This window comes from Sphingomonas sp. 2378 (assembly GCF_038084995.1).
Lineage (GTDB): Bacteria > Pseudomonadota > Alphaproteobacteria > Sphingomonadales > Sphingomonadaceae > Sphingomonas.
The window spans coordinates 96433-116300 of sequence record NZ_JAXCMJ010000002.1 but is presented as its reverse complement, the minus strand read 5'-3'; the positions used below and the strand labels follow the sequence as shown (position 1 = coordinate 116300).

Here is a 19868-nt window from a genome sequence, read left to right as displayed (position 1 = left end):
CTCGGCTTGGGGAGGGGAACCGCCGGGCGTCAGGCCGGTGGTGGAGGGGCAGGAGCCTCGACATCTGGGAGACGAACTCCATGCAATATTGCCTGCACAGCGAACGCCGGGACCAGCGGAGCGATACGCTGTCGCGCTTCGACCCGCGTTACTGGACGGTCGATTTTCCGCGCCCGATGATGGCGGCGGTGGTGGCGACCGCGCCCGATGCCTTGCGGGTCGATACGGTTTTCTACCGGACCGACGATCTGGCGGGCCTCATCTGGGAATCGGCGGACCGGCACGACCACCCATTGCTCCGCTATGAGACGGGGCGCGACTATCGCGAGTGCCGGTTGCGGTTCCGCTGGCGCTCGGGCGGGATGAAGCCGCTGGATGCGGTGCACGGCCCGACGCTGACCATCGAGGGGCGAGATGCGGACGGCAAGGCGCGCGCCTGGTATGTCCGGCTGTGGAATTATGCGACCGGGACGCCCGAGGATGCGGAGATCGTCATCGACTTCGCGAATCTGACGGGCGGGTTCAAGTTCCCCGAGGATCGCGATCCGGTCTGGGCGGGGGATGTCGACCGGATGTTCGTTTCGCTGGTTGCGCCCGGCTATGACGCGCATGCGGGATTTCTGGCCCAGCCGCAGGAAGGCTGGGTCGAGATGACCGGCATCGCCTGCGACGGACCGGGATCGGTGATCGGCGTCGGGGCGGCGGTGCTGCCCGAACAGGGGTTCGCAATCGCGAGCGGCTATGACGACAGCTATCACCTGACGCCGCAGCGTTTGCTGCGCAACATGCTGCACCTCGGCTATCGCGGAGACATCATCCATTATGTCGGCATGAGCCATTATTTCCGGCTCGAGCGACTGGGTGACGGGCTGTATGTCAGCCTGGCGGGCGGGGTGATGAACGCGGCATGCGCGGCATGGCATCGCGGCTTTGCGGCGGAGGCCAAGGCGCTGGGCCAAGACCTGATCTGGTCGCTCTCCTATGAACTGTTCGATGCGCATTGCTGGAACGACTGGAAACAGCGTTCGGCGGACGGCGCGCCCGCGCTGACCGGCTGGTCGCCGCCTTCGACGCTGCTCAGCCCGGCGCATTCGGGCGCGATGGCCTATCTGCGAGCGGTGGCGCAGGCGTTTCTGGCGATCGGTCAGGCGGCGGGGCTGGCGCCGAAATTCCAGGTCGGGGAGCCCTGGTGGTGGGTGCGGCCGTCGGATGGTGCGCCGTGCCTGTACGATGCGGCGGCGGTGGCGGCCTTCGCGCCGGTGCCGATGGCAAGCATGACGGGGCCGAAAAGCCAGGCACAGCGCGACACGCTCGACCGGGCGGGGGCGTGTCTGGCGGCTTCGACGGCGGCACTGTGCGCGGCGGCCAAGGCAGCGGCGCCGGGCTGCGTCACCCATCTGCTGACCTATCTGCCGACGATACTCGACCCGCAGGCCCCCGAAGCGAAGCGCGCCAATATGCCGGTCGGCTGGGCGAGCCCGGCCTTCGATGTGTTGCAGCTAGAGGATTATGACTGGGTGACGGCGGGCGACACCGCCTCGACCCGCAAGGGCGTGGCGCTGGCCGAGGCTCGGCTCGGCTATCCGCCCGCGCGCCAGCATTATCTGGCGGGCTTCGTGCTGCGCGCCGATCAGCGGGGGCAATGGGGCCGGATCGCTGAGGCGGCGCAGGTGGCGCGCGAGCGGGGCGTCGCCGCGGCGTACCTGTGGGCGATGCCGCAGGTGATGCGCGACGGCTTCGTCTGTTGGGAGGGGGAAGACGATATGCAGGCTTTCGACGATATACTCTTCCCCCTGGCGCTGGGGCGCGAGGCGGAGGTGACGCCCGGTTTCTCCACCGCGATCCTGACCGGCGCGGGCGGGCGGGAAGCGCGCAATGCCGCCTGGGCGGAGGCGCGGACGACCTATGATGTCGGACCCGGCATCCGTTCGGCGGAGGACGTCGCCCGGCTGCTGGCCTTCTTCCGGGCGCGAATGGGACCGGCACGGGGCTTTCGCCTGCGCGATCCGTTCGACAGCACCGGCACCGAGGAGCGCGTCGGCACCGGCGACGGCACCACGCGCCGGTTCGCGCTGGTCCGTCACTATGACGATCAGGTGCGGCGGATCACCCGCCCGCTGGCGGGTAGCGTCTCGGTGAAGGTGGCGGGTGCGGGTGTGACGGATTTCGTCGTCGAGCCGGGCGGCTGGCTGTTGCTGGACACCGCGCCCGCGCCAGGCACGGCGATCACCGCCAGCTTCACCTTCGACGTGCCGGTCCGCTTTGCCGAGGATCGGTTGAGCGCGACGCTGGCCGGGTTCCGGGCAGGGGCGGTGCCCTCGGTCCCGCTGGTCGAGGTGCGGGAGGCATGAGCGCCGACACGGTCACGACATGGGTGCTGTGCTGGCGGATCGACCGGCGCGACGGGGTGACGATCGGGCTGACCGGGCATGATCATGACCTGTGGATCGACGAACTCCGCTACCGCGCCGCGCCCGGCCTGGCGCCGAGTGCGATCCTGCGCGGTGATGGGCTGGACCCCGATCTGATGGAGGCGACGGGCGCGCTGACCAGCGACGCGATCGCCGAGCGCGACCTGCTGGCCGGTCGCTGGGACGGGGCGAGCGTGGCGGCGTTCGCGGTCGACTGGACCGGCGAGGCCGCACCCGTGCCGCTGGGGCAGGGCGTGATCGGCGCGGTGCAACTGGGCGAGGGAGGCTTCACCGCCGAACTGCGCGGCATGGGCGCGCTGCTCGACCAGCCGGTGGCGGAGGAAACCTCGCCCGACTGCCGCGCTTCGCTGGGCGACCGGCGGTGCCGGGTGGGGATGGCGGGGCGGCGGCGCTTCGCGCGCGTCGCGGCCTGGGATGGCGAGGTGATGCTGACCCTCGACACCGCCGAGCCGGTCGCCAATGCCTATGGCCAGGGGCGGCTGATCTGGTTCGGCGGGGCCAATACCGGGCTGGAGAGCGCGGTCGCGCGGTCGGAGGGGAACCGGCTGAGGCTCTCCGCCACGCCCGCCTTCGCCATCGAGGGCACGCCGCTGATCGAACTGGTCGAGGGATGCGACAAGCGGCTGGAGACCTGTCTGTCGCGCTTCGCCAATGCCGTGAATTTCCGGGGCGAGCCGTTCCTGCCCGGCATCGACCTGCTCACCCGCTATCCCGGCGCATGAGGGGCGTGGAGGCGGCGGCGCGGGCGCTGGTCGGTGTGCGGTTCCGGCTGCACGGGCGCGATCCGGTGCATGGCCTCGACTGTGTCGGGCTGGTCGCGGCGGCGACCGGGCGGGATGCGCCGACCGGCTATGGCTGGCGGAGCGGTGACGCGGGGCCGGTGTCGGCGCTGCTCGATGCGCAGTTCCCGCGGGGAGAGGACGCGCCGGGCGCGGTGATGCTGCTGCGTGCCGGGCCGGGACAACTGCACTTGGCGATCCGGGTGAGCGACGGGATCGTCCATGCCGATGCGGGGTTGCGCCGCGTCGCCTGGCGGCCGGGCGCGCCGCCCTGGCCGGTGCTGGGATATTGGAAGGGGGAGGGGTAATGGCGACCTTGGTGTTGGGCACGGTGGGCCGTGCGCTGCTGGGGCCGGTGGGCGGCGCGATCGGCGCGCTGATCGGCAACCGGGTGGATCATGCCGTGCTGGGCTCGCCCCGGCGACAGGGGCCGCGCCTGGCCGAGCTGTCGGTTCAGACCTCCAGCTATGGCACGCAGGTGCCCGCCATCTTCGGCACGATGCGCGTGGCGGGCCCCGTCATCTGGGCGACCGATCTGGTCGAGTCGCGCGGCATCTCCGGTGGGGGCAAGGGGCGGCCGAGCACGGAAAGCTACAGCTATTCCGCCAATTTCGCGGTCGCTTTGTCGGGGCGGACGATCCGGCGCGTCGGGCGCATCTGGGCCGATGGCCGCCTGCTGCGCGGGGAAGCGGGCGACTTCAAGGTCGCGACCGGCTTTCGCCTCCACACGGGTACCGAGGACCAGCCGGTCGATCCGCTGATCGCCTCGGTCGAGGGGGAGCGCGCCTCGGCCTTTCGGGGGCTCGCCTATGCGGTGTTCGAGGGGCTGGCGCTGGCCGAGTTCGGCAACCGGATTCCCCAACTCACCTTCGAGGTGGAGGCGGATTCGGCGCCCTTGTCCTGCGGCGCGATCGCGCAAAGCCTCTCGCCATGGGTGCGGTCGGGCGATGGCGGCACGATGGTCGGCGGCTTCGCCGCGAGCGGGGGGAGCGTGCGCGCGGTGCTGGCGATGCTCGCCGATATGAGCGGCGGGCAATGGGTGGCGGAGGGCAGCGGCCTCCGCCTCGCCGTGCCCGGCCCCGCCGCCGCCCCGACCGTCATCCGGGATGAGGGGATGGGCGCACAGGGCCCCGGACGGCGCGGTCAGCGCGAGGTCGCGGCGGAGGCGATCCTCCCGGCCAGCGTCACCGTCGCCCATTACGATCCGGCGCGCGACTATCAGATCGGGATGCAGCGCGCGCGACGCGCCGACGGGGTGCGGGACGAGCGGCTGGACCTGGCCGCCGCGCTCGATGCCGCCACGGCGCGGACGCTGGCCGAGGACCGGCTGGCACGCAAACGGGCCGAGCGGGTGCGGCGGACCGTCACGCTCGGCCCCGATGCGCTGGCCATCGCGCCCGGCGGCCTGGTCACGATCGCGGGTGAGGCGGGACGCTGGCGCGTGGTCGAGGCGGCGTGGGAGGCCATGGCAGTGCGGCTGACCTGCGTGCCGGTCGGGCATGTCGGGCCGATGCTGGCGGCGTCGCCGGGGCGGATCGCGCGGGCGGCGGACCTGACCATCGGGGCGACGCGGCTGATCGCCTTCGAGGCGCCGCCGCTGACCGACGACCTGCTGTCCGCCCCGCGCCTGACCGTCATCGCGGCGGGCGGGCCGGGATGGCGGCAGGCGAACCTCGCCTATAGCCTGGACGACGGGGCAAGCTGGACCGCGATCGGCACCACCGCGCTGCCGGGCGTGATCGGAAGCGTGACGGCGGTAACGCCGGGCGGTGGCACCACATCGTTGATCGACCGGCGCGGGGCGTTCGTGGTCACGGTGGCGGAGGATCTGGCCGATGCCGATGCGGCGGCGATCGAGGCGGGGGCCAATCTCGCCTGGATCGGCGGCGAGCTGATCCAGTTCGCGCGGGCCGAGCCGCTGGGCGACCGGCGCTGGCGATTGCGCGAGTTGCGGCGTGGCCTGCGCGGGACCGAGGCGATGATCGGGCAGGCGGTGGCGGGAATGCCCTTCGCGCTGATCGCGGCGGAGGCGGTACGGACCATCGACGTGCCGATGACCGCGCTGGGCGGTCGTGTCCGCTTCCTGGCCCATGGCGTGGCGGACGGCACCGAGGGGGTGCAGGCGGTGGCGGAGGTCACCGGTCGTTCGATCCTGCCGCCCGCCCCCATCGGATTATGGAGCCGCCGGGATGCGGACGGCCACGTCACCCTGGGCTGGACCCGGCGAAGTCGGCTCGGATGGCGCTGGCTCGACCGGGTCGATGCGCCGCTGGGCGAGGAGGCGGAGCGCTATCGCGTGACCCTGGGCGACCGGGAGGCGATCGTCACCGCCCCCGGCTGGACCGGCATGGCCAGCATGGGGGAGCGGGTGACGGTGCGGCAATTGGGGACCTGGGGCGCGTCGGCGCCGCTGGCCGGATTCGTGGGAGAGAATTGAGATGACGGGAGAAACGCCGCGCTGGACGCTGCCGCTGCTGACCGCGGGACAGGCGCAGAAGGAGATCACCCATAACGAGGCGCTGACCCTGCTGGACATGGTGGTGCAACCCTGTGTCGAGGCGGTGGGCCTCGACACCCCGCCTGACGCGCCCGTGCCGGGCCAGGCCTGGGTGGTCGGCGACCAGCCGGTGGCGGCGTGGAAGGACCGTGCCGCGATGCTGGCCGGATGGACCGAGGGCGGCTGGCGATTTCTCCCGCCGCGCCAGGGGCTTTCGGTGTGGAACAAGGCCGAACAATGCCGATCCGATTGGGACGGGACGGCATGGCGGACGGGGCGCGTCGTCGCGCGCGAATTGACCGTGAACGGTAAAAAAGTTTTGGGCGCGCAACAATCCGCCATCGTCCAACCGGATGGAGGGCAAGTCATTGATATAGAGGCGCGTTATGCGCTGAACGCGGTCATCTCGGCGCTGCGGAGCCATGGATTGATCGCCTCGGACTGACGAAATTCCTGTGCCTTTAATGCCACAGTGCCGGGCTTTTGTTTGCTTGCGTGGAAACCAACACGTCGATAGTGGGTTTGCGCTGTCCGTAGTGACAACCAAGAAAGGGGACTATGATGCGGAAGCTTGCCATTGTTCTGGCACTCGCCTCCACCGCTCTGGCTTCGCCTGCCCTCGCCCGCGACAAGTCGTGGTACGTTGGCATCGAAGGCGGCGGGATGATCGTCGAGGACATCGATTATGATGTCACCGGCACGCGCACCGGCGTGGCCACCGTCGACCATGACTATGGTTATGACGTTGACGCCGTGATGGGTTACGACTTCGGTGGTTTCCGTCTGGAAACCGAAGTCGGCTATCGCCGCGCGACCGTCGACAGCTTGACCTCAAACACGGCGATCAACACTGGTATTGGTGCAGGCACCGTTCCGGGCGCTACCTACGACTATGCCGGTGGTTCCACCTCGGCGCTCAGCTTCATGCTGAACGGCTTGCTGGACTTCGGTGCCGATGACGGCATCCAGGGCTTCGTCGGCGGCGGCGTCGGCGTCGCGCGCGTCAAGGCGAACTACGCCCTGAACAACCGCGCCGACTTCCTGAACGACTCGGACACCGTGTTCGCGTGGCAGGCTCTGGCGGGCATCCGTGCGCCGCTGACCGACCACATCGACGCGACGCTGAAGTATCGCTTCTTCAACGCCGAGAACGTCAAGCTGGTCGACGTCGCGAACAACACGTTCGACGGCCGTTTCCGTTCGCACTCGATCCTGGGTGGCGTGGCGTACAATTTCGGCGAACCGGCAGCTCCGCCGCCCCCGCCGCCGGCTCCGGAGCCTGTGCAGTGCTCGCCGGGTCCGTTCATCGTGTTCTTCGAATGGGACAAATCGGACGTCACCCCGGAAGCAGCGTCGATCCTCGACAACGCGATCACCCAGTACCAGAGCTGCGGCAATGCCCGCGTGATGGTTGCGGGCTACACCGACACGTCGGGTACGCCGCGCTACAACCAGGGTCTGTCGCAGCGTCGCGCCGACGCGGTGAAGGCGTACATGACGTCGCGTTCGATCCCGGACGGCACGATCACGACCGAGGCGTTCGGCGAGCAGCGCGACAAGCTGCGCGTTCAGACCGCGGACGGCGTCCGCGAGGTCCAGAACCGTCGCGTCGAAATCACCTACGGTCCGGGCGCTGGCCAATAAGCCACGCTCAGCCAAGGCTGATGACGAAAGAGGGAGGTCGGCGAAAGCCGGCCTCCTTTTTCTTTGGGGCCATATGTGGTGGTCACCCGTCATGCGGCGCTACGCCCGCATGCTTGATCGGTTTCGATAGCGTTGCAGGAACCCATGTCGAATTCGGCGAGGTCGGTCCTGCGCAAACCTTCCGCAAGATCGTTCGCCCGCCGCAACGAGCCGTTATCCCCGCCGCCCTGACGCCAATAGCCGCTCAATAGCGACGGATTCACACTTTCTTGGTATCTGTCCACTATGGACAGGGATTGGATGTGAAAGGAATCTCATGGCGCGGGCGGGCCCGGATTATAAAAGCCGGGAGGCGCGCCGACAGGTTCTGATCCCCTGCCGCATCAAGTCCGTGCGGGGCTGGGGCGATGCGTGCATTCACAATGTCTCGTCGCGCGGCATGATGCTGGCGAGCGACGACCCCTTGCAGGCGGGCGAATATGTCGACATCCGTCGCGGCCGTCAGGTCGTGATCGGCCGCGTCATCTGGCGGCGGGACCGCTTCTCCGGCATCCGGACCCAGGATAGGATCAGCGCCGACGCGCTGGTCAACGAACCGCGTCTGGAGGGCAAGCCCGCCGCGCTCGCGTCCGGCGGCGATCGTCGCGACGCACCGCATCGCATGGTCAGCGAAATCGACGCCGCGCGCCGTATGGAGCGAAGCCGCTCCATATCCAGCGCGCTGCAATTCGGCGCGCTCTGCCTGTTCGGTCTGGCCGCCGCCGCGACGATTGCGGTCCAGGTCGGGCATATGCTCGCCGCGCCCAGTGCCCGGATTCAGCAGGCGCTGGCCGACGCAGCGAATCTTCCCCGCTGACCCCCGGGTTCAGCCCTGATCCGGTTCCGCGAGCGCGGCGACCAGCCAATCGGGGCGCAAGGCGTCACCCAGCGACTCGACCCGGCGATGCTCGACCATCAACCCCAGCGCGGGATAGGTGGCGCGGGTCCGGTCTCCACTTTCTCCCAGTGGCGCGACGACCAGCCGCCGATTGACCTTCGACCGATGGTGCATCCGCGCCGTATTCTCCTGCCCGACATAGCAGCCCTTGGTGAAGCTGACGCCGTTCAGCTCGCGCGCATTGCACTCCAGCCATAGCGTCTCGCCCGAGCCCAGTTCGCCCACGCCTTCCGTCACGCCCAGCGACAGGCGATGCGCGGTCCACCCGTTCGCCGCCTCGCCCGCCGGGGCCAGCCAGCGCTTGCCCAGCGCCGCCAGCCGGGGGTCGTCGGGGCGGTCGGGGGCATCCAGGCTCCAATGCACCGCCAGATCGTCCACCGGCGTGATGGTGATCGCCCGTCGCAACCGATAGATGGTCAGCCGCCGGGCGAGGGCGTCGGCCTGATCCGCTTCCGCATCAATCAGTACCGCCTCGCCATCGGCCCAGAGGAAGAAGTCGAACAACGCCTTGCCCTGCGGCGTCAGCAGTCCGGCCCAACGGGGAGCATCCGGCTCCAGCCCCAGCACATCCTGGGTCAGCAGCCCTTGCAGAAATCCACGCACATCCTCGCCGCCTACGCGGATCAGGCGGCGGTCGGCCAGGGTCGTGCCGGGCGTGCTTCCGGAGGCGGTCGTCGGGGTGGTATCGCTCATGCGGGCAAGGTAGGAGGGCACGACCATTCGCGAAAGGCCCGTTTGTCATGACCTTCGACCTGCTTCTCTCCGGCGGCACCGTTCATACCCCCGGCGGCCCGGTTCGCGCCGATATCGGCGTGCGGGACGGGCGGATCGTGGAGATCGGGGCGAAAGGCGATGCGGGCCGCGTGATCGACTGTACCGGGCTCGACATCCTGCCCGGCGTGATCGACAGCCAGGTTCACTTCCGCGAACCCGGCCTGATGCACAAGGAAGACCTGGCCAGCGGCAGCCGCGCGGCGGTGATGGGTGGCGTCACCGCCGTCTTCGAAATGCCCAATACCAAGCCGAACACGGACTCGGCCGACGCGATCACCGACAAGCTGACCCGCGCCAGGACCATGTATTGCGACCATGCCTTTTATGTCGGCGCGACCAACCACAATGCCCGCGACCTGGCCGAACTGGAGCGGATGCCCGGCACGGCGGGGGTGAAGATCTTCATGGGCGCGTCGACCGGCGACCTCCTGGTGTCGGAGGATGCGCGGCTGGCCGAGGTGCTCGCCTCGGGCCATCGCCGTGTCGCGATCCATGCCGAGGACGAGGACCGGATGAACGCGCGCACGGGCGAGCGGGTGGAGGGCGATCCCTCCTCGCACCCGGTCTGGCGAGACGATGAGAGTGCGCTGCTCGCCACCCGCCGCATCCTGCGCCTGGCGCGCGAGGCCAAGCGCCGCATCCACATCCTGCACGTCACCACCCCGGCCGAACTGGAATATATCGCGCAGCATAAGGACATCGCGACCTGCGAGGTGACGCCGCAGCATCTGACCATGGCGGGCGAGGAGGCCTATCCGCGTCTCGGCACGCTGGCTCAGATGAACCCGCCGATCCGATCGGGCGCGCATCGCGACGGGCTGTGGCATTGGCTCAACCAGGGCGTACCCGACGTGATCGGCTCGGATCACGCGCCGCACACGCTGGAGGAAAAGGCCAAGGCCTATCCGGGCAGCCCCAGCGGCATGCCGGGCGTGCAGACCCTGCTGCCGCTGCTGCTCGACCATGCCGCCCATGGCCGCCTGTCGCTCCAGCGGGTGATCGAACTGACCAGCGCGGGGGCGCAGCGCATCTTCGGTATCGTCGGCAAGGGGCGGATCGCGGCGGGCTATGACGCCGACTTCACCATCGTCGACCTGAAGAAGCGCTGGACGATCGAGGACCAGTGGCTCCAGTCGAAGTGCGGCTGGTCGCCCTTCACCGGCATGGAACTGACCGGCAAGCCGATCGGCACCATCGTGCGAGGCCAGGTGGCGATGTGGGAAGACCAGTTGGCCGACGCGCCGACCGGTCAGCCGATCCGCTTCGAGGCGGTCGACTTCGGATGACGGCCCTGCGGTGGGTGCGGGATATCCGGATCTATTGCCCGGTCGCGCCCGCCACGCTGTCCGCGCTGATGGCGGGCGATCCCGCGGCGATCGAGCGGGACGAAACCGCCGCCGCGCTGCTGACGATCCTGCGCACGCCGCCGCTCGGCGATTTCGGGCGATATCGCGAGGTGGTGGAACTGGCGCTCGGCTATGAGGGCTTCCGACCGGGCGAGGGCGCGGTGCCTGCACTTGGGGCGGTGGGCGAGGCGAGTTGGTCGCCCACGGTGATCCTGACCGCGATGTACGATGCGGCGGCGGATGTGGATGCCTTGGCGGACCGGCTGCTCGCGGCGCATCCCTGGGACGTGCCGGTGATCGCGGTGGGTGAGCCTTATCGGTTGTTGGTACGGGGATAGGGCAGGGCGTGGGCTTCGACTTCGCTCAGCCTGAACGGCTGTGGGAAAAGTCCAGGACGCAACCCCACCCCCGTTCAGCCTGAGCGAAGTCGAAGGCCAAGGGAAACCCTCACCCCTAGGCCGAAATCAGAACGGCAACCACCGCGCCTTATGGGTGAAGTTCATATACCCCACATTCACCCCCGCGCGCCAGCCGACGCCCAGTCGCACCGGGATCAGTACGACATTGCCGCGCCGCAAATAGGTCGCGGCGAACCCGCCGACGAAATAGAGCCGCCCCTCGGCCGCCGGAAAGCGGTGGAACAGTTCCTCGGTGTCGTAGAGATTATAGACCAGCACGAACACCTTGTTCGCATCGCCGCCGATGTCGAAACCCAGGGACGGTCCGGTCCAATAGACCGGCATCTGCCCTTCGACCTTGTGGGTCATGATCCCCGAGCCGTAGCGCAGCCCGACCACGAACGCGCCCGACGCCTCGCGCCCGGCGATATAGGCGTTGGGGCGACCCTGTTCGCGCAGGATCCGCTCGATCATCCCGGCGAGCCCTTCCGCACCCTTGCCGAACACGCCTTCACCCGCCGCGAGCAGATCGTCGCGCTCGAACGTGTCGGCGGCCTGGGTCGTCTGCGTCGCGCGGGTTTCCGGCGTGGTCGCGGGCGGCGTGGCGGTGACGGGGGGCTGCTGCTGCACCGGTGGAGCGGACGGGGCGGGCGCGTCGTCCTGCGTGGGCGTACTGCGCGGGGCGGGGCGCGAGGGCTGGGTGCCGAGGTCGCTGTCGATGCCCTGATTCGGGTCGATGGTGCGGACCTGTGCGGCGACGGGCGCGGCGGTGACCATGGATAGGCCGCCCAGCACCGACAGACCCAGACAGACGAAACGCATGACTTCAAACTCCCCCGGCGAACCGATGAGCCAGGTTAACCAGCCCGCGCCTTGCAGTGCAATGAATGACGGAAAGGCCTCTAGTCGATTTTCCTGATAAAATCCCCTCCAGACCCGGTTGATTGCCTCCCCCGGCCCCGCTATAGCCGCACCTCGCCGCAACCGGAGACGTGGGTGAGTGGCTGAAACCAACGCTTTGCTAAAGCGTCGTACGGGAAACCGTACCGAGGGTTCGAATCCCTCCGTCTCCGCCATTGCCGTGCTGCAAAAGTAGTCACCGGCATCCCGCCTCCGCGGCGGCCTTCCTGGACATCGCCAAAGCCCGGCAAGCGCCGCCCGCTGGCCTTCACACCCCCGTGGCTCGCGGCGCCGTGCACGGCACATTGTCGGCGGTCCAGTCGATTTCGTCGGGCGTGGGAACTTTCTCGCCCTTGCCGATGTCCGCTTTTCTTCCGGTCGGGGTGTAGGTGATATAGCCCTTGCTGTTGTCGAAGGCGGCGATGCGGGCATTGTCGCGTTCGGCGGTGGCGACGTCGATTTCCGTTTGTTCGGTGCGCGAGCCGCGGATCATGCGGATCGTGCCGTCGCGCATCTCCCAGGCGCGGTAATAATCATGGCCGAACAGCCGCTGGTCGAAGCTGGCCGTCGCCGACCATTGCCGGGCCTCCGTCCCGCCGGGCAGGCGGATGCTGGTGGCGTAGCAGTCATAGCTGGGCTTGGTGTAGAAGGGTACGTCCTTGCGCGCATCGGCGCCCCGACTGCGCCGGTCGGGCGGGCTGAAGCCGCCGCCGGGCAGTGCCAGCGATCTGGTCCCGTCCGTGCCATTTTCCCAATCGACGTTGCCGGTGCCCTTGATGGTGAGGATGCTCGCCTGGGCCTTCTGGTCGTAGCGCCATGTGACGCTGTCGATCGCCTGCCAGAATTCGCCGACCGCGTTCTGGCGCAGCGCGTCGAGCAGTTGCGCCGGGGTGATGGCGGAGAATTGCATCTGCTGCTGCAATCCCTCCACCCCGCGCGTGATGGTGGTGGAGGTCAGCGTGGCGGGCTTGTCGAACCCGGCGCGCGCGTCGATCTCGGTCAGCGTGATCTCGTCAGGCACCTTGGCCATATGCCGGTCCAGCTTCTCCAGGCCATGGCCCGTGGCCGTCAGCGGCAGCACCCATTGCACCGGAAAGACCGGCCGCGCGGCGGGCGTCGCCACGGCGGGCAAGGTGCCGTCCAGCCAATAGCTCTGGCCGTCGATATGCGCACGGACCAGCACATGGTCGAACAGGCCGGGATTGGGCAGATGCTGGTCGAAGCCGTCGTCGCCGCCGCTGGAATTGACGATCACCGGCTCCGCCTCGATCCCCATGTCGCGGAGCAGGGCGAGCAGCAGCGCCGTCTTGCCCTTGCAGTCGCCATAGCGGCGCTGCCACGTCTCGTCGGCGCTGGCCGGGGTCAGGTTGCCGCCGTTCAGCCCGACATAGATGTAGCGAACATTCTGCTGGACCAGCTTCAGCGCGGCCGCCGCCCGGTCGAGCGGCTTGGGATTTGCGGCTGCGATACGGGCGACCTCGGCCTTGAGCGGGGAGGCGGCGGCCAAGGTCGATGCCTTGACGTAGAGCGGCGCGAAATGGCGCGAGACCGACTCCCAGTCGGCGAAGTCGCTATATTCCGCGATCCGTTGCCACTGGTAGCGCGGCGGTGCGTCCTTGGGCGGGGTCAGGGTGGGCGGATTGTCGAAGCGGAGGTCGAGGGCCGTGTCGCTCCATTGGGCCGCCGATGCCAGGTCGGGCGTCATCCTGACGTTGGGCTTGTGCCCGGCGTCCCAGCTCAGGCCGACATGATAGCGGCCCGGTGCCGGGCTGGCGGCCAGCGCCAGCAGCCCGGAGGCCTTGTTGCCCATCACCGGGTCCTTGGAAAAGCTGGTCCATTCGATCTCCAGCTCGTCGCCGACGCGCAGGTCGGGGACGCGCAGCACGGCGGTCAGCATGCCGTCGAGCTTGGCTTCCTCCAGCTTGTCCTCGCGGCGCAGGATTTCGAACGCGGCGGTCTTGAGCACGTCGATGGTCTGGCCGTCGCGGATGACGGTGATGCCATGGACGATCGGCGGCCCGGCGGCCGGATCCCAGGCCAGCGAGACATTGCCGATCTGAAGCGCATTGGATTGCAGGATCTTGACGCGGTAGCCCAGATATTGGGCCTGCCCCTTGTCGTCGAGATGCGCCTCGACATCCTGGCGGCGGATGAAGACCGGGCCGCCGGCATCCGCAGGGACGGCCAGGGGTTCGGACCGGGTGGCCCAGGCGGGCAGGGGCCCGCGCCGGACCCGGTCGGCCTGTCCTTGCGCCGTTCCGACCGCCAGCATCGACACCAGCGCCATCGCCATCATCCGCACCGTCATCCCCCCCAATCCCGTCATCGGCCCCGGGCGGCATAGTGACAGAAGCTTCGCCCGGTTCAAGCCGGGGCCGGTGCTTGCCCGGTCGCGGCGGAACGTGCATCGACGGACGCATTGCCGCAGAGCGACCGACCATGAGGAGTCCCGATGCCCGTCACCGATATCGCCACCCGCGTCTATAATCACGGCTGGCGGCTGGACCCGGTCGTGCGCAGCCTGCTCGACACCGATTTCTACAAGCTGCTGATGCTTCAGATGATCCGGCAGCTTCATCCGGAGGTGCAGGCGACCTTCTCGCTGATCAACCGCAGCCATTCGGTCCGGCTGGCCGAGGTGATCGACGAGCGCGAATTGCGCGAGCAACTGGACCACGCCCGCACGCTGCGTTTCACCAAGAAGGAGCTGATCTGGCTGGCGGGCAACAGCTTTTACGGCAAGCAGCGGATGTTCAAACCCGAGTTCATCGACTGGCTGGCCCGCTTCCAACTGCCCGATTACGAGCTGCGCACGGTCGACGGCCAGTTCGAGCTGCATTTCGACGGACCATGGGCGCAGACGACGATGTGGGAAATTCCCGCGCTCGCCATCGTCAACGAGCTCCGCTCGCGCGCCGCGCTGAAGGGCAAGGGGCGGTTCGAGCTCGACATCCTCTATGCCCGCGCCAAGGCCAAGCTGTGGGACAAGGTGGAACGGTTGCGCGAATTGCCCGACCTCGTCCTCTCCGACTTCGGGACGCGGCGGCGGCACGGTTTCTTGTGGCAGCGCTGGTGCGTCGAGGCACTGAAGGAAGGGCTGGGCGATCGCTTCATCGGCTCGTCCAACGTGCTGCTGGCGATGGACAACGACCTGGAGGCGATCGGCACCAACGCGCATGAACTGCCCATGGTGATGGCCGCGCTGGCCCCCGACGATGCCGGGGTGGCGGCGGCGCCTTACCGCGTGCTGGAGGAGTGGCAGGCGCTGTATGACGGCAATCTGCGCATCGCCCTGCCCGATGCGTTCGGGACCAGCGCCTTCCTGCGCAACGCCCCCGACTGGCTGGCGGACTGGACCGGCTTCCGCCCCGATTCGATGCCGCCGATCGAAGGGGGCGAGCAGATCATCGCCTGGTGGAAGCAGCATGGCCGCGACCCGAAGACCAAGCTGCTGATCTTTTCCGACGGCATGGATGTGGACAGCATCGAGGCGACCTATCGCCATTTCCATGGCCGGGTGCGGATGAGCTTCGGCTGGGGCACCAACCTGACCAACGACTTCCGGGGATGCGATCCGGCGGGGGAGGCGGGGCTGGAGCCGATCTCGCTGGTCGCCAAGGTCATCAGCGCGGACGGGCGACCGGCGGTCAAACTGTCCGACAACCCCGCCAAGGCGACCGGCCGGCCGGACGAGATCGAACGCTATCTGCGGATATTCGGGCAGGAAGGGCGCCACGCGTCTGCGGTCACCGTGTAGGCCGATACGATCCTCCCCGGCACGGGGAGGGGGACCGCCGCGAAGCGGTGGGGGAGGGCGCGCGCCGCTAGGGACATCTTATGAGGAAACCCCTCCGGCAGGGCTACACCCTGCCCCTGCCCTGTGTTGGGGAGGATCGTATCGACTTTGGTCTATGATGGTGGTGCCCCGTGGCGGCGCATGATAACTTCATGAAATGGCGGGACGACATCGCCTGGCCGGATCAAGGGAGAAGACCATGCGCAACGCCGATCGTCGGACCATCATCGCGGGGTTGGGAGCGGGGCTCGCTTTGGCGGCGGGCAATGCCTGTGCCGCGCCGCGCGGGCGCAAGATCGGTTATGCGGTCGTCGGGCTGGGCAGCTATGCCGAACTGATCATGTCCAAATTCGCGGAATGCGATCAGTCGCGGCTGGTCGCGCTGGTCAGCGGGACGCCCGAGAAGCTGAAGCGCTTCGGCGAGAAATACGGCATCCCCGAAAGCCATCGCTACAGCTATCAGACGTTCGACCGCATCCGCGACAATCCGGATATCGACGTCGTCTATGTGATCCTGCCCAACTCCCTGCATGCCGAATATACGGTGCGTGCGGCGCGGGCGGGCAAGCATGTGATGTGCGAAAAGCCGATGGCGGTGTCGGTGGCCGAGTGCCGCACGATGATCGAGGCGTGCCGCAAGGCGGGGCGCAAGCTGATGATCGGCTATCGCTCGCGGTTCGAGCCGCACAACCGCCTGGCGATCGATCTGGCGCAGAAGGGTTTCGTCGGGCCGACGCGGATCATCACCGCCGACCATGGCTTCAACGCGCGACCCAACCAGTGGCGGCTCGACCGGGCGCTGTCGGGTGGCGGGTCGCTGATGGATATTGGCATCTACAGCCTCAACGCCGTCCGCTATCTGACCGGAGAGGAACCGGTCGAGGTCAGCGCGATCGAGGCGACCGACCGCAACGACCCGCGCTTCCGCACCGTCGAGGACCGGATCAGCTTCCTGCTGCGCTTCCCGTCGGGGATCGAGACGACCTGCGTGTCGAGCTACAGCTCCAACCATAATATGTACCGCGTGACCGGGACCGAGGGCTGGATCGAACTGGAGCCCGCCACCTCCTACGAGGGGCAGAAGATGTGGATTCGTCGCGACGGTCGTACCGAGGAGCGACAGGTCCCGGCGGGCAAGGGGCAACATGCCGGGCAGCTCGATCACCTGGCCGAGTGCATCCTGAACGACACCAAGCCCCTGGTGGCGGGCGAGGAAGGGTTGGCGGACATGAAGGTGATCGAGGCGATCTACCGCTCCGCGCGGGAGGGGCGGCGGATCGCCATCGCCTGATCCCGGTCATGCCTCCAGGGAGCGCCCCGATGAACCACCATGTCGTCGCCATCGTCCCCGCCGACGATCTGGATGCCAGCACCGCCTTTTACCGGCTGCTGGGTTTCGAGGTGGCGGCCGATTTCGGCGGCTATCGCATCCTGGAGGACGGGCAGGGCTGGCACCTGCATCTGAACCACATGCCGGGCTGGCCGCCACGGGTGGAGGACAACCCCTTCGGCCTCTATCTCTATGTCGAGGATGTCGATGCGGTCGCCGACCGGGTGCGCGACCGCATCATCGAGCGGGGTGCCCCGCACGCCAAACCCTGGGGCACCTATGAATTCGCGGTGAGCGATCCCAGCGGGGTGCTGGTGCGGATCGGCCGCATCATCCGCTGACGCCGCCGGGAGGCCGTTCGGACACGCGCCCGCAGCGCGCTCGCAAACGGGCCTTCAGTGCAGCTTGGCGATCGACAGCCCGTCTTCCTTCGCGCGCGCCTTTACCGACTCCTCGCTGCGGGTCAGCGCCTTGGCGATCGCCTTCAGCGCCATGCCCTTCTTGGCAAGTGTATGGAGTTTCTGAATTTCGTCGGTCCGCCAGGGCTGGCGGTGTCTTTCAAAACGTTCGGCCATGTCGCTGATATAGGCCGATGCCGCCCCGCTTACCATGACCCATGGAGGCCTGAGCGGCGCATGATGACTCGCTTACAAATGCGTCATGCGGTGCGACTCCGCTTGCCTTCGTATCGCGGTGCAGCGAAGCAGGACGCCACCGGGAGACTATATATCATGCGAGTATGTCCATGCGTCTTTATGCCCTGCTCTGCTGTGTCGCCTCGTCCGCAATAGCCGTTCCGGCGCTCGCCCAGACGCGCGGCGTCCCCACGCCCGATACCGACCAGACGCAGGCGAGCGGTGACACCAGCGATATCGTCGTCACCGCCAAGCGGCTCGACACCGCCCGCGCGCATATCCAGCCCAGCCTGGGCGCGTCGAATTACGAGATCACCAGCGACACCATCAAGGCGCTGCCCGGCGGCGAGAACCAGCAGTTCAACCAGATCCTGCTGCAAGCGCCCGGCGTGGTGCAGGACGGCTTCGGCCAGTTCCATGTCCGCGACGACCATAACGGCCTGCAATATCGCATCAACGGCACCATCCTGCCCGAAGGGCTGGCGGTGTTCGGGCAGACCCTGTCGCCGCGTCTGGTCGGCAAGGTCAACCTGTTGACCGGCGCGCTTCCCGCCCAATATGGCCTTCGCACGGCGGGGGTGATCGATATCACCACCAAGAGCGGGCTGTTCGACAATGGCGGCACCGCGTCCATCTATGGCGGCAGCCACGACACCATCCAGCCCAGCCTGACCTATGGCGGCTCGACGGGCAGCACCAATTACTTCGTGTCGGGCGATTACCGGCATAGCGGGCTGGGCATCGAGAGCGTCGATGGCCGCTCCAACCCGGTGCATGACGATACCGACCAGTATCAGGCCTTCACCTATATCGACCATATCCTGGACGATCAGAACCGGGTGTCGTTCGTCGGCGGTTATTCCAACCAGTGGTTCCAGATCCCCAACCCGGTCGGCCAGCAGCCCAGCGGCACCTGGACCGTCGGCGGGCAGAGCGCCTTTCCCAGCGAGACGCTGAACGAGACGCAGTTGGAGAAGACGGGCTTCGGCCAACTCGCCTTCCTCCACGATGCCGAGCCGCTGACCGTGCAGGCGTCGCTGTTCGCGCGCTATTCCTCGCTACGCTACCGCCCCGACGTGCTGGGCGAACTGCTCTATAACGGGCAGGCGCAACAGGCGTATAAGCAGGACTTCGCGATCGGCGGACAGGTCGATGCGGTCTATCATGTCGGCGCCGCCCATACGCTGCGCGGCGGCTTGCTGGTGACGCGGGACCGTTCGACCAGCGATACCACGACCAGCGTCTTGCCCGTCGATGCGAACGGCAACCAGGCGGGCGAGCCGATCGCGATCGTCGACAATGGCGGCAAGACCGCGACCAGCTTCAGCGCCTATCTGCAGGACGAATGGAAGCTGCTGCCCCGGCTGACGCTCAACTATGGCGCGCGCTACGATCTGTATAACGGCTATCGTCGCGAGGGGCAGGTTTCGCCGCGCGTCAATCTCGTATGGCAGCCCGGCGATACCTATACGCTGCATGCGGGCTATTCGCGCTATTTCGTGCCGCCGCCCTTCGAACTGGTCGGCAGCACCAGCATCGCCAAGTTCGTCGGCACCAGCGCCTATCCGGCCGTCACCGACAACACCGTGCCTTTCGCCGAGCGGCAGGATTATTTCGACGCCGGGTTCCAGGCGAAGCTCAGCCGTTACTTCACCTATGGCATCGACGCCTATTATCGCATCTCGAAGAACCTGATCGACGAGGGGCAGTTCGGTGCGCCGATCATCCTGACCCCGTTCAATTACAGCCAGGGCCGCGTCGGCGGGATCGAGGCGAATATGAGCTATGCGCGCGGCGGCCTGCTCGCCTATGCCAATTTCGCGGCGGCCAAGGCCAAGGGACGCAACATCGTCTCCAGCCAGTTCAGCTTCTCGCCCGACGACCTCGCCTATATCGCGGGCCGGTACATCTATTTGGATCACGACCAGACATTCACCGGATCGGCGGGTGCGTCCTATGCCTTTGGACAGGGCACCAAGCTGGGCGGCAGCATGATCTATGGCTCGGGCCTGCGGCGGGACGACGATGTGAACGGCATCCCGAACGGCGCGAAGCTGTCGCCCTATGCGCAATTCAACCTGACCGCGAGCCAGCATCTGGCGGGGCCGAATCTCGACATCCGCTTCGACGTGATCAACGTGCTCGACCATAAGTACGAAATCCGCGACGGAACCGGCGTGGGCGTCGGCGCGCCGCAATTCGGGCCGCGTCGCGGCTTTTTCGTCGGCCTGTCCAAGGCGTTCTGATGAGGTGAAGTCCTCCCCTGTGGGGGCGTCGCGAAAGTCGGCCTTTCACGCCCCCTTCATGCCCCACCCCTGCGAAAGCCGGGGCCGGTTGGGGCAGGATGGGAGCGGCCATTGCCACGGCTTGCGCCTCTCGCCTATCGGGCGACGGACGACG

17 protein-coding genes and 1 tRNA gene are annotated in these 19868 nt (G+C 67.8%); 14 read left to right on the top strand and 4 right to left on the bottom strand.

Annotated elements, in window-relative coordinates; genetic code table 11:
* Positions 1-80: 80 nt before the first annotated feature.
* From SM191_RS01645 to SM191_RS01615, 7 genes are all read left to right on the top strand, one after another.
* Positions 81-2351 carry a DUF2460 domain-containing protein gene (locus SM191_RS01645; RefSeq protein WP_341504684.1) on the top strand — a complete coding sequence of 757 codons (2271 nt, stop codon included), beginning with the start codon at positions 81-83 and terminating at the stop codon, positions 2349-2351.
* On the top strand, positions 2348-3154 hold the full coding sequence (locus tag SM191_RS01640; protein ID WP_341504683.1) for a DUF2163 domain-containing protein: 807 nt from the start codon (positions 2348-2350) through the stop codon (positions 3152-3154). The genes SM191_RS01645 and SM191_RS01640 overlap by 4 nt, the downstream gene beginning before the upstream one ends.
* Entirely contained in the window at positions 3151-3519 is a 369-nt protein-coding gene (locus SM191_RS01635; RefSeq protein WP_341504682.1) for a peptidoglycan endopeptidase, read from the top strand. The genes SM191_RS01640 and SM191_RS01635 overlap by 4 nt, the downstream gene beginning before the upstream one ends.
* Positions 3519-5648: a phage tail protein gene (locus SM191_RS01630; protein WP_341504681.1), complete on the top strand. Its 2130-nt coding sequence runs from the start codon at positions 3519-3521 to the stop codon at positions 5646-5648. Before SM191_RS01635 ends, SM191_RS01630 begins: the two co-directional genes overlap by 1 nt.
* Position 5649: 1 nt before the next feature.
* Positions 5650-6153, top strand: a complete 504-nt coding sequence (locus SM191_RS01625) for a DUF2793 domain-containing protein (RefSeq protein ID WP_306997984.1) — start codon at positions 5650-5652, stop codon at positions 6151-6153.
* A gap of 116 nt (positions 6154-6269) precedes the next feature.
* Entirely contained in the window at positions 6270-7352 is a 1083-nt protein-coding gene (locus tag SM191_RS01620) for an OmpA family protein (RefSeq protein WP_341504680.1), read from the top strand.
* Positions 7353-7668: 316 nt separating this feature from the next.
* Entirely contained in the window at positions 7669-8208 is a 540-nt protein-coding gene (locus SM191_RS01615; protein ID WP_341504679.1) for a PilZ domain-containing protein, read from the top strand.
* Between the two features lie 9 nt (positions 8209-8217).
* Here the strand turns inward: SM191_RS01615 and ygfZ are convergent, their stop codons facing one another.
* The gene (gene ygfZ, locus SM191_RS01610) at positions 8218-8982 is read right to left on the bottom strand and encodes a CAF17-like 4Fe-4S cluster assembly/insertion protein YgfZ (RefSeq protein WP_341504791.1); all 765 of its coding nucleotides are present in this window, start codon (positions 8980-8982) and stop codon (positions 8218-8220) included.
* Between the two features lie 47 nt (positions 8983-9029).
* Between ygfZ and SM191_RS01605 the strand changes: the two genes are divergently transcribed.
* On the top strand, positions 9030-10349 hold the full coding sequence (locus SM191_RS01605; protein ID WP_341504678.1) for a dihydroorotase: 1320 nt from the start codon (positions 9030-9032) through the stop codon (positions 10347-10349).
* Positions 10346-10747, top strand: coding sequence for a hypothetical protein (locus SM191_RS01600; RefSeq protein WP_341504677.1), 402 nt, complete (start codon positions 10346-10348; stop codon positions 10745-10747). The genes SM191_RS01605 and SM191_RS01600 overlap by 4 nt, the downstream gene beginning before the upstream one ends.
* 126 nt (positions 10748-10873) lie before the next feature.
* Here SM191_RS01600 and SM191_RS01595 read toward each other — a convergent pair whose 3' ends face one another.
* Complete coding sequence (locus SM191_RS01595) at positions 10874-11629, bottom strand: EipA family protein (RefSeq protein WP_306997995.1); 756 nt, start codon at positions 11627-11629, stop codon at positions 10874-10876.
* Positions 11630-11793: 164 nt separating this feature from the next.
* Between SM191_RS01595 and SM191_RS01590 the strand changes: the two genes are divergently transcribed.
* Positions 11794-11883 (top strand) — tRNA-Ser (locus SM191_RS01590).
* Positions 11884-11975: 92 nt separating this feature from the next.
* Here SM191_RS01590 and SM191_RS01585 read toward each other — a convergent pair.
* A complete protein-coding gene (locus tag SM191_RS01585; RefSeq protein WP_341504676.1) occupies positions 11976-14015 on the bottom strand; it encodes a DUF3857 domain-containing transglutaminase family protein in 2040 nt (679 codons plus the stop codon).
* A gap of 144 nt (positions 14016-14159) precedes the next feature.
* Here SM191_RS01585 and pncB point away from each other — a divergent pair, with 144 nt between their 5' ends.
* The 3 genes from pncB to SM191_RS01570 all read left to right on the top strand — a co-directional run bounded on the left by pncB (position 14160) and on the right by SM191_RS01570 (position 17174).
* A complete protein-coding gene (pncB, locus tag SM191_RS01580) occupies positions 14160-15464 on the top strand; it encodes a nicotinate phosphoribosyltransferase (protein ID WP_341504675.1) in 1305 nt (434 codons plus the stop codon).
* Positions 15465-15702: 238 nt separating this feature from the next.
* Positions 15703-16794 carry a Gfo/Idh/MocA family protein gene (locus tag SM191_RS01575; protein WP_341504674.1) on the top strand — a complete coding sequence of 364 codons (1092 nt, stop codon included), beginning with the start codon at positions 15703-15705 and terminating at the stop codon, positions 16792-16794.
* A gap of 29 nt (positions 16795-16823) precedes the next feature.
* Positions 16824-17174: a VOC family protein gene (locus tag SM191_RS01570; RefSeq protein WP_341504673.1), complete on the top strand. Its 351-nt coding sequence runs from the start codon at positions 16824-16826 to the stop codon at positions 17172-17174.
* 54 nt (positions 17175-17228) lie between these two features.
* On the opposite strand, the gene SM191_RS01565 is transcribed toward SM191_RS01570, so the two are convergent.
* A complete protein-coding gene (locus tag SM191_RS01565) occupies positions 17229-17408 on the bottom strand; it encodes a hypothetical protein (RefSeq protein ID WP_267433756.1) in 180 nt (59 codons plus the stop codon).
* Between the two features lie 170 nt (positions 17409-17578).
* On the opposite strand from SM191_RS01565, the gene SM191_RS01560 reads away from it, so the two are divergent.
* A complete protein-coding gene (locus SM191_RS01560) occupies positions 17579-19714 on the top strand; it encodes a TonB-dependent receptor (RefSeq protein WP_341504672.1) in 2136 nt (711 codons plus the stop codon).
* Positions 19715-19868 lie beyond the last annotated feature (154 nt).